Source organism: Sphingomonas sp., assembly GCF_964263785.1.
In the GTDB taxonomy this organism is placed as follows: Bacteria; Pseudomonadota; Alphaproteobacteria; order Sphingomonadales; family Sphingomonadaceae; genus Sphingomonas.
Map to the genome: position 1 here is coordinate 22,319 of NZ_CAXVWL010000071.1, position 9,129 is coordinate 31,447.

Below are 9,129 nucleotides of genomic sequence, written 5' to 3' on the forward strand. Positions count from 1 at the left end.
CCGACCACGCGCCGACGCCGTCACGCCGACGGGAAGCCGAGCATTTCTCTGTCGCCGGAATATCTGATGGCCGGGGTAGCCGGCCGCGCGAGGAAGAAGGCGAGAGTCATCCAGCTGAGCGAGACCAGGCCATTGGTGGTGCCCAGCGGCGTGTTGATAACGCTGGTCCCGATGCCTTGCATGACGAAGGGTGCCGCCAGCGCCCATCGCACATCGTTCAGCAATCGCACGCGGGCGTACACGATTCCGGCGATATATCCCCAAACTCCCGCAATCAGCAACCCGAAATACCAGTAATCGACGTACAACGTTCCGAATGCGCTGGGCAGATAGCCGAAGACGTTCAGGTCGTTCAGCTCCAGGTTGCGTTCCGCCAGATAGGCGCCGTTAGTGCGCCGTACCGCCGCGCTGACCAGTTCGATGCCGTAGGAACCGAACATAGGCGGCCCTTCATACCCGGAGAACAGCGTGCTGGCGATCACGATTCCTTGTGTGATGTACCAAGAGAACACGAAGATCAGGTAGGTATTACCGACGCCGAGTATCCGCTTCATCCACTCCGCCGACGGCCCCTCGAAGGTCACGCCCCAAATGGTCGCAACCGAGTCGAACATGTTCTCGATCCCGCCAATACCCTCGGCGCGCACGACGAAGACCTGGACGAAATAGTTCAGGGCAAACAGGGCGGCGATGCCGCCCGCAATCACCATCATCACGGTTCGCGGATTCCGTTGTCGCACCATGGTGGATGGCGGCATGATGGTCCAGCGCTTGGTCATTACCGATAGCGCCATCATGGTGAAGCCCCATAACAGCGGCGCGCGCCCGCCCAGTGCCAGCGAGCTGGCGAGCAGGGGGCCGAAACCCAGGATGGCCAGTCGGATGGGCCGCACCGGGGTACGAAAGATGATCTCGCGGGCGATGACGGTGTAGCCGACCGGCGAGAAGAGAAAGCCGATCTGGAAGCTCAGCGAACTGCCGGAATCGGCGCCGTAGAGCAGGGCGGTGGTCCGATCGCTGCGGACGTTCCACGCGTCCGACAGGCCACCCCCGTTCGAACGCCATTCCAGCAGCAGCACCAGGATGCCGATCAGCGAGGCCGCTATCAGCACCGGGTCGGTACGGGAGAAATCCGGCATGGCGACCTGACCTTGCCGATGCTGGGGCATGGCATGCGTCCGCAACCATGCGCCGATGCAGAACGCCATGACGGAGGCGACCAGCATGGCCAGTCCGAAGCCGGTGATCTCTCGGCCGACGAGCTGGAACGGCAGCACGAAAAACAGCGTGAAGCACACAGTCCAGACGGTCAGCATCATGCCGGCGGGATGCCATTTCATTGGAAGAATCCCCGCTCGCTCGGAGCTGGTCGGCATGTCGTCATCGGGGAACGCCTAGTGATCTTAGAACAGGCGATCAAGGGCAGCGCCCTTTTGTTGCCCTGACCGATGGTCGCGGTTATGCGGCTCCAATGATCGCATCGTCCCGCGTCCTGGTGACCGGTGCCAACGGTTTTGTGGGACGGATGATCGTCGATCGATTGGCCCGCAACGGCTTCGACACGGTCGCAGTCACGCGAACGGAAGGCAGCTGGCATCCCGCCGTTGCGCGGCGTCGCTGGGCGTCTCTCGACCAAATCCAGTGGAAGAAAGAATTCAGGGGTGTCGACGTCGTCGTCCATTGCGCCGCGCGAACACACGTCCTCGGCCGGGAAGCGGAGGCGGCGGACGAGCCGTTCCGCCAAGTCAACGTCGCCCTTACGTTGGCTATGGCGCGCGGAGCGGCGGCTGCGGGGATGCGCCGATTTATCTATATCTCCTCCGCTCACGTGCACGGGGGACGTACGGGCGATCGTCCTTTCCGTGCCGACGATCCGCCACGGCCGGAAAACGCCTACGCACGATCCAAGTGGGAGGCGGAGCAGGGCTTGGACGCAATCGCCCGCGACACCGGCCTGGAGGTGGTGGTAATCCGGCCGCCACTGGTGATCGGTCCTTATCCCAAGGGCAATCTCGGCGGCCTCGTCGCCGCGATGCGCCGCGGGCTGCCGCTGCCGCTCGGCGCGGTGACGCGGAACCGGCGCGATCTCGTTTCGCTGGACACGCTGGCCGACCTCGTTTCGCATTCGATTGATCATCCCGCCGCGCCGGGCGCGCCGCTGCTGGTCAGCGACGGCCATCCCTCATCCACTCGCGACGTGATCGAGCGATTGGCAGCGCTGCACGGGCTGACGCCGCGATTGCTGCCGGTGCCGACCGCCCTGTTGCGCGCAGCACTCACCCTCGCGGGACGCGGTCGTCTCGCCTCGCAACTACTCGGCAACTTGGAAATCGATATCGCGGAAACCTGTCGTCGTCTCGACTGGCGGCCGCCGCAAGGAGCACGATCATGAGCGTCTTCGTCATCGCCGAGGCCGGCGTCAATCACAACGGCGACGCCGAGCACGCGCTGGAAATGGTAGACGTCGCAGCCCGTGCCGGCGCCGACGCGATCAAGTTTCAGACCTTCTCCGCCGACAAGCTGGTCAGCCATCAGGCGGAGAAAGCTGAGTATCAGAAGCGCGAGACAGGCGAAGGTGGGCAGCACGCGATGCTGAAGGCGCTGGAGATGTCGGACGCACTGCACGAGGCGCTGGTCGCCCGCTGCGCTCGCGCAAACATCGAATTCATGTCGACGCCGTTCGACGAAGATGCCGCCGACATGCTGGTCGCCCTGGGCATACGGCGGATTAAGGTTCCTTCGGGAGAGATCACCAACCATCCTTTTCTGCGCCATCTGGCGGGCAAGGACCTCCCGCTGATCGTGTCGACGGGCATGGCGACGCTGGCGGAGATCGTCGATGCGCTGGCGGTGATCGGCCGGGCGCGTGAAGCACACGGCCTCGCCGCCCCGCTGGAGGAAGTAGTGACGGTCCTTCACTGCACCTCCAATTACCCGGCCGAGCCGGGCGACGTGAACCTGCGCGCGATGCAGACTATCGCCGTGGAAACCGGCATGCCCGTCGGCTACTCCGACCATACGCTGGGGCTGGCGGTCTCGACCGCGGCAGTGGCGATGGGCGCGCAAATCGTCGAGAAGCATTTCACGCTCGATCGGACGCTGCCGGGGCCGGATCATCGCGCCTCGCTGACGCCCGGCGAGATGACCAGACTGATCGCGCAGATCCGCACGGTGGAGGCGGCCTTGGGATCTCCGGTAAAGGCGCCCACGGACGCCGAACTGCCGGTGCGCGCGGTCGCACGCCGGTCGGTGGCGGCGGCGCGGGATCTCTCCGCGGGCACGATGCTGACGCGTGGCGATGTCACGCTGCTGCGTCCGGGTACCGGCATCGCACCGACCCATATCGACGAGATCGGTGGGCGCACGCTGGCGCGCGCCATCGCACAGGGCACGCCGCTCACTTGGGACGACCTGGCCTCAGCATGACACGTCGGATTGTCTACATCAGCGGCACCCGCGCCGATTTTGGGCTGATGCGTGGTACGCTCACCGCGATCCATGCCGAGCCCGGCCTGTCCCTGTCGGTACTGGTAACGGGAATGCACTTGTCCCCTACCCACGGCGACACGGTCCGCGAGATTGAAGCAAGCGGCTTGCCTATCGTGGCGCAGGTGCCGGTCGCGACCACCCCCGCAAACGGCGCGACTATGGCGCGCGCCATCTCCTCCATGATAGCCGCCTTCACCGACGTGCTGGAGGTCCGACGCCCCGATCTCGTGCTGCTGCTCGGAGATCGCGGTGAGATGCTAGCCGGCGCTGTGGCCGCGCTGCACCTCAACATTGCTGTCGCGCACATCCACGGAGGGGAACGATCAGGCACGGTGGACGAGCCGATCCGCCACGCCGTGTCGAAGCTGTCGCATCTCCATCTGACCGCGACGGTCGAGGCGCGCGATCGCCTGGTCCGCATGGGCGAGCACGCCGCCAACGTCCACGTCACTGGCGCCCCTGGCCTCGATGGACTGGCCGACGCCGACCGCCAATCGCGCTTCGAAGTCGCCGCCTGCCATGGATTCGATCCCGATCGACCGATCGCGCTCATGGTCTATCATCCAGTTCTTCAGGAAGCGGCGACGGCCGGCGGCCAGGCCGGCACGATACTAGACGCAGCCTTGGCGACGGGCGCGCAAGTATTGGCGCTGATGCCCAACGCCGATGCGGGCAGCGACGACGTGCGTGCGCAGCTGGAAGCACGACGCGATCACGAGGATGTCGCGTTGGTGACGCATCTGCGACGCGACGACTTCCTGGACGCGATGGCGCGCGCAGACGTGATCGTGGGCAATTCCAGCGCGGGGATCATCGAGGCGGCGAGCTTCGGCACCCCGGTGGTCAACATCGGTACGCGCCAGAACCTGCGCGAGCGCAACGCCAACGTCATCGACGTGCCGATCGATGCGCGGGCGATCGGCGCGGCGATCACGACCGCGCTCGCCGCGGGACGATTGACCCCCGCCAACATCTATGGCGACGGACAGGCGGCGCGCCGCATCGTCGCCCTGCTGCGTGATATACCGCTCAACGCACGGCTGATGGCGAAAGCCAATGCGAACTGATCCGATTTACCTGATCGGCGCTGGCGGGCACGGTCGCGTGGTCGCAGGGGCGCTGCTCGCGGCCGGCGTCGATGCCGCCACGATCGTGGTGCGGGACGGACGCACGGGCCTGACGATGCTCGGCCGCGCGGTGCTGACCCCCGAAGTGACGGAGACAATGGCTGGCCGACGTTTCCACGTCACCGTCGGTGCGTCTGCCATCCGCGCACGCCTGCACTCGGCCGCCCTCTCTGCGGGTGCGATACCGATAACGGTGATCCATCCCGCCGCGGTGGTCTCCGCCGATGCGATGCTGGAGGATGCTGTGCTGGTCGCCGCCACTGCGGTCGTCGCGCCCGGCGCGCACGTCGGTACCGGCACGATCGTCAACCATGCCGCCGTCGTCGATCACGAGATCCGGATCGGCACCTTCTGCCACATCGCGCCCAACGCGACGCTGGGGGGCGGCGTGACGCTGGGCGACCGGGTGATGGTCGGTGCCGGCGCGGTGGTGCTGCCTAACCTGTCGGTCGCGAGCGACGTGACGATCGGTGCTGGCGCGGTCGTGCTGCGCTCGATAGGCGAAGCGGGAATATGGATAGGCAATCCCGCCAGAAGGCTGGCAAGATGAGCGACGTCACCACGATCAGCACGACGCGCACGGCACGAGTCCGCGACGCGCTGGCGATGATCGATCGTTCCGGCCACGGGTTGGTGCTGCTGCTGGACGGTGACGGCCGGTTCGAGCGTACTGTGACTGACGGCGACCTGCGGCGGCTGCTGCTGAACGGCGTCGGTCTGGAAGATCGGCTCGATATGCTGCCGAAGCTGGCGTCGCTGACGGTCACGGTCGATGCGCCGCGGCGCGAGGCGCTGACGCTGATGGACGCGCGCAACGTGAACCACCTTCCTGTGGTCGACGCGCGGGGACACGTCGTGACCGTGCTGGAGCGGCGCGCGATCGAGAAGCCGATCCTGCTGTCGACGCCGCACATGGGCGACAACGAGATGACCTTCGTCGAGGAGGCCTTCCGCACCAACTGGATAGCCCCACTGGGCCCCAACGTCGACGCTTTTGAGAAGGATATCGCGCGGATCGCGGGCGTGGACCACGCCGCGGCGCTGTCGTCAGGGACGGCGGCGCTGCACCTAGCCCTGGTCCTGCTCGGCGTCGGACCGGGCGATCGCGTGTTCTGCTCCTCCTTCACCTTCGCCGCCTCGGCCAATCCCATCGTCTACCAGGGCGCGGAACCCGTGTTCATCGATTCGGAAGCGGAGAGCTGGAACATGAGCCCGGCGGCGCTGGAGCGCGCGCTGGCGCAGGCAAAGGCCGCGAACCGCCTGCCCAAGGCAGTGATGGTAGTGAACCTTTACGGACAGTCGGCAGATATGGACCCCATTATGGCGCTGTGCGGCGCCTACGGCGTGCCGATGATCGAGGATGCCGCGGAATCGCTGGGCGCGACCTACAAGGGCAAACCGTCGGGTTCCTTCGGTCTGCTCGCCGCCTTCTCGTTCAACGGCAACAAGATCATTACCACGTCCGGCGGCGGGATGCTGGTGAGCGACGATGCCGAACTGATCGCCCGGGCGCGCTTCCTGTCGACCCAGGCGCGCGATCCGGCACCGCACTACGAGCACAGCGTCGTCGGCTACAACTATCGCATGTCCAACATACTGGCGGGCGTCGGGCGCGGCCAGATGCAAGTGTTGGACAAACGGGTGGCCGCGCGGCGCGCGGTCTTCGACGCTTACGTGGCGGGACTCGACGACGTCCCCGGGGTCGAGTGGATGCCCGAACCGGAATGGAGCTTCTCGACGCGCTGGCTATCGACCTGCACGATCGACCCTGCCATACACGGGCTGACCGCGTCCCAACTGATCAAGCGGCTCGGCGCGGAGATGATCGAGGCGCGCCCGGTCTGGAAACCGATGCACCGTCAGCCGGTATTCGCCGGCACCGACTATGTCACCGCCGGCAATGGTTCGGTCAGCGATCGCCTGTTCGAGACAGGTCTGTGCCTGCCGTCGGGGTCGAACATGAGCCAGGACGAGATCGACCGCGTGATCCAGACGATGCGCAAGGTATCAGGTCGCGCCTGATGCCGCGCGTCGCAGATATCGTGCTGGCGCTCGTCGCCGTGGTGGTGCTTGCCCTGCCGATGGCCGTCGTGGCGCTACTGGTGAAGCTGACATCGCCGGGGCCGATCTTCCACTGGTCGAACCGGATCGGGCAGGACAACAGGCTGTTCGCCATGCCCAAGTTCCGCTCGATGCGCATCGATACGCCGGCGGTGGCCACACACCTGCTGGCAGACGGACAATCCTGGCTCACTCCGATCGGCGGATTTCTGCGTCATTCCAGCTTCGACGAGCTGCCGCAGCTCTGGTGTATTTTGACCGGTCGGATGAGTATCGTCGGGCCCAGGCCAGCCCTGTTCAATCAGGACGACCTGATCGAAGAACGATGCCGTCATGGCGTTAATAGATTACGTCCGGGCCTCACCGGTTGGGCTCAAGTCAATGGACGCGATAGGTTATCTATTACCGAAAAGGTCATGTTGGATACCCAATACCTCGAGCTCCGCAGCGGCAGACTCGATATGAAGATAATCTGGATGACGATCATCAAAGTCATCACCGGAAATGGTGTCGCGCACTAGGGCGATCGTTCGTTTTTCCGGGGAGTGGAGTAGCAGTACATGGCATTTCGGCGGACGGTTGAGACCGCGCTTGAGCTACCACGCTCGACCAAGCGCGTGATGGCGCTGGCTATGGACGCCGCGATCTGCGGATGCACCGTTCGGTTGGCGTTCTACCTTCGCCTGGGCGAGTGGGAGCCCATTTCGGGCAACGAATGGATAGCTGTCGGCGCGGCGCTGGCGATCGCGCTGCCGTTGTTCTGGGTCTCGGGACTGTACAGAGCCATCTTCCGTCATACTGGCCTGGGCGGTATGGCGGCACTGACCCGCGCCATCCTGGTCTACGGGCTGATCTACGCGAGCCTGTTCACCTTCCTCGGCGTGGCCGGAGTCCCCCGCACCGTCGGCATCATTCAGCCGATCCTGCTGTTCCTCGCCGTCGGGGCGTCGCGTGCTCTGGTCGGGCAGATCCTAGGCAAGCGGATACTCCTGGCCGGTTCGCCGAAGGTGCTGATCTATGGGGCGGGATCGGCCGGACGGCAGCTTGCCGCCGCCATTACCGGCGCGGGCGAGTTGCGTATTGCGGGTTTCATTGATGACGACCCGACGTTGCCGGGCAGCGTGCTCAACGGGCGTCGTATCTTCGACCCGGCGAAACTTTCCTCGCTCGTACGGCGTCTCGGGGTGACGGACATCCTGCTAGCCATGCCGTCCGTCCCGCGCCAGCGGCGCAACGCGATCATCGACAAGCTCCGTCCGCTGAACGTCGGGGTCCGCACCCTGCCCGGCATCATGGACTTGGCGCATGGCCGGGTCGAACTGGGGCAGCTGCGCGAACTGGACATCGAGGATCTGCTGGGCCGCGACGTGGCGTCACCCAATCAGATTCTGTTCGCGCGCAACATCCTAGGCAAGACGGTGCTCGTGACCGGTGCCGGCGGATCGATCGGCAGCGAACTCTGCCGCCAGATCCTGAGCGCCCGGCCAAGCACGTTGCTGCTCGTCGATATCAACGAATACTCGCTCTACGCCATCCATCACGAACTGGAATCCTACCGCAAAGATGGGATTCGCATCGTCCCCCTGCTAGGGTCGGTACGGGACGTCGAGCGGATGCGGAACATCATAAATGTCTGGCGACCCGCCACCGTATACCACGCTGCGGCGTACAAGCATGTGCCGATGGTCGAGCACAATCCTATCGAAGGCGTGCGCAACAACGTGCTGGGCACCAAGGTGACCGCCGAGTGCGCTCGGGAGGCAGGGGTCGCAAATTTCGTCCTGATCTCCACCGACAAGGCGGTACGCCCGACCAACGTCATGGGCACCAGCAAGCGACTGGCGGAGATGGTGCTTCAGGCGCTGGCATCGCAGACGCCGAAACAAGGCAGCCATACCCGCTTCTCGATGGTCCGGTTCGGCAACGTACTCGGGTCTTCGGGATCGGTGGTTCCGCTGTTTCGCCGGCAGATCAAGGCGGGCGGCCCGATCACGCTGACGCATCAGGACATCACGCGCTATTTCATGACCATCCCGGAGGCCGCGCAGTTGGTCATCCAGGCCGGCGCCATGGGCGTCGGCGGCGAGGTGTTCATCCTCGACATGGGCGAGCCGGTGAGAATTATCGATCTGGCCCGCAAGATGGTGGCGTTGTCCGGCATGACCGTCCGCGACGAAGCCAATCCCGACGGCGACATCGCGATCGAGACGATTGGTCTGCGCCCAGGCGAGAAGCTGTACGAGGAATTGCTGATCGGCGACGATCCGAAGAGCACGGCGCACCCGCTCATCATGAAGGCAACCGAGAGCTTCCTGCCGCCGAGCACGCTGATGCCGCTGCTGGATCGCCTCGTCGAAGCGATGGACAACAATGCCATCACCGAAATGCAGCTCCTGCTCCAGCAGATCGTGCCGGAGTACACGTTCAAGGGCGACCTGCCGGACTGGTTGGA

General features: G+C 65.0%; 8 protein-coding genes. 7 read left to right on the forward strand and 1 reads right to left on the reverse strand.

Going from position 1 to position 9,129, the window contains the following annotated elements; translation table 11 throughout:
* Positions 1-20: 20 nt before the first annotated feature.
* The gene (locus ACE5C1_RS09665) at positions 21-1,376 is read right to left on the reverse strand and encodes an O-antigen polymerase (RefSeq protein ID WP_374943863.1); all 1,356 of its coding nucleotides are present in this window, start codon (positions 1,374-1,376) and stop codon (positions 21-23) included.
* A 119-nt stretch (positions 1,377-1,495) separates the two neighbouring features.
* Here ACE5C1_RS09665 and ACE5C1_RS09670 point away from each other — a divergent pair, with 119 nt between their 5' ends.
* The 7 genes from ACE5C1_RS09670 to ACE5C1_RS09700 all read left to right on the forward strand — a co-directional run.
* On the forward strand, positions 1,496-2,392 hold the full coding sequence (locus tag ACE5C1_RS09670; RefSeq protein ID WP_374943864.1) for an NAD-dependent epimerase/dehydratase family protein: 897 nt from the start codon (positions 1,496-1,498) through the stop codon (positions 2,390-2,392).
* Complete coding sequence (gene neuB, locus ACE5C1_RS09675; protein ID WP_374943865.1) at positions 2,389-3,426, forward strand: N-acetylneuraminate synthase; 1,038 nt, start codon at positions 2,389-2,391, stop codon at positions 3,424-3,426. The genes ACE5C1_RS09670 and neuB overlap by 4 nt, the downstream gene beginning before the upstream one ends.
* Entirely contained in the window at positions 3,423-4,556 is a 1,134-nt protein-coding gene (neuC, locus tag ACE5C1_RS09680) for a UDP-N-acetylglucosamine 2-epimerase (protein WP_374943866.1), read from the forward strand. The genes neuB and neuC overlap by 4 nt, the downstream gene beginning before the upstream one ends.
* Positions 4,546-5,166: a NeuD/PglB/VioB family sugar acetyltransferase gene (locus tag ACE5C1_RS09685; protein WP_374943867.1), complete on the forward strand. Its 621-nt coding sequence runs from the start codon at positions 4,546-4,548 to the stop codon at positions 5,164-5,166. The genes neuC and ACE5C1_RS09685 overlap by 11 nt, the downstream gene beginning before the upstream one ends.
* The gene (locus tag ACE5C1_RS09690) at positions 5,163-6,638 is read left to right on the forward strand and encodes an aminotransferase class I/II-fold pyridoxal phosphate-dependent enzyme (protein WP_374943868.1); all 1,476 of its coding nucleotides are present in this window, start codon (positions 5,163-5,165) and stop codon (positions 6,636-6,638) included. The genes ACE5C1_RS09685 and ACE5C1_RS09690 overlap by 4 nt, the downstream gene beginning before the upstream one ends.
* Positions 6,638-7,198, forward strand: a complete 561-nt coding sequence (locus ACE5C1_RS09695; RefSeq protein ID WP_374943869.1) for a sugar transferase — start codon at positions 6,638-6,640, stop codon at positions 7,196-7,198. The genes ACE5C1_RS09690 and ACE5C1_RS09695 overlap by 1 nt, the downstream gene beginning before the upstream one ends.
* 111 nt (positions 7,199-7,309) lie before the next feature.
* A partial coding sequence (locus tag ACE5C1_RS09700; protein WP_374943870.1) for a polysaccharide biosynthesis protein occupies positions 7,310-9,129 on the forward strand: 1,820 nt, incomplete at its 3' end.

What these genes read in the sequence shown, in the direction of transcription:
- ACE5C1_RS09665 (WP_374943863.1), bottom strand. Translation starts at nt 1,376, where the DNA reads ATGCCGACCAGCTCCGAGCGAGCGGGGATTCTTCCAATGAAATGGCAT.
- neuB (WP_374943865.1), top strand. Translation starts at nt 2,389, where the DNA reads ATGAGCGTCTTCGTCATCGCCGAGGCCGGCGTCAATCACAACGGCGAC.
- neuC (WP_374943866.1), top strand. Translation starts at nt 3,423, where the DNA reads ATGACACGTCGGATTGTCTACATCAGCGGCACCCGCGCCGATTTTGGG.
- ACE5C1_RS09685 (WP_374943867.1), top strand. Translation starts at nt 4,546, where the DNA reads ATGCGAACTGATCCGATTTACCTGATCGGCGCTGGCGGGCACGGTCGC.
- ACE5C1_RS09690 (WP_374943868.1), top strand. Translation starts at nt 5,163, where the DNA reads ATGAGCGACGTCACCACGATCAGCACGACGCGCACGGCACGAGTCCGC.
- ACE5C1_RS09695 (WP_374943869.1), top strand. Translation starts at nt 6,638, where the DNA reads ATGCCGCGCGTCGCAGATATCGTGCTGGCGCTCGTCGCCGTGGTGGTG.